The 270-nt window shown below is 46.3% G+C and carries 1 protein-coding gene; it reads left to right on the top strand.

The features are described 5' to 3' along the window. Window positions 1-78: 78 nt before the first annotated feature. Window positions 79-270, top strand: a 192-nt coding sequence (locus tag HBA93_RS21285) for a YnfA family protein (RefSeq protein WP_502910172.1), incomplete at its 3' end; no start/stop codon positions are given.

The following is a 270-nucleotide window of genomic DNA, read 5'->3' as shown; positions in this document are numbered from 1 at the left end:
AATGATAAAGAAATTTATTAATCCGCTATGTTTATCATGTCTTACAAAGCATCACAGACAGCAGGAAATTTCGCTCTTATGAAACCCGTAGCGCAGGTTCTGATTTACTCCCTTACAGCCCTTGCAGAAATTGCAGGCTGTTTCGCATTCTGGGCATGGCTGCGGCTGGATAAATCTGTCTGGTGGCTTTTCCCCGGAATTGCCTCACTGATCCTGTTTGCCGTGTTGCTCACATTTATTGATGCTGAGGTAGCGGGGCGTGCCTATGCA

Source organism: Ochrobactrum sp. SFR4, from assembly GCF_019730395.1.
GTDB lineage: Bacteria > Pseudomonadota > Alphaproteobacteria > Rhizobiales > Rhizobiaceae > Pseudochrobactrum.
This window is presented reverse-complemented; position numbering and strand designations above follow the sequence as displayed.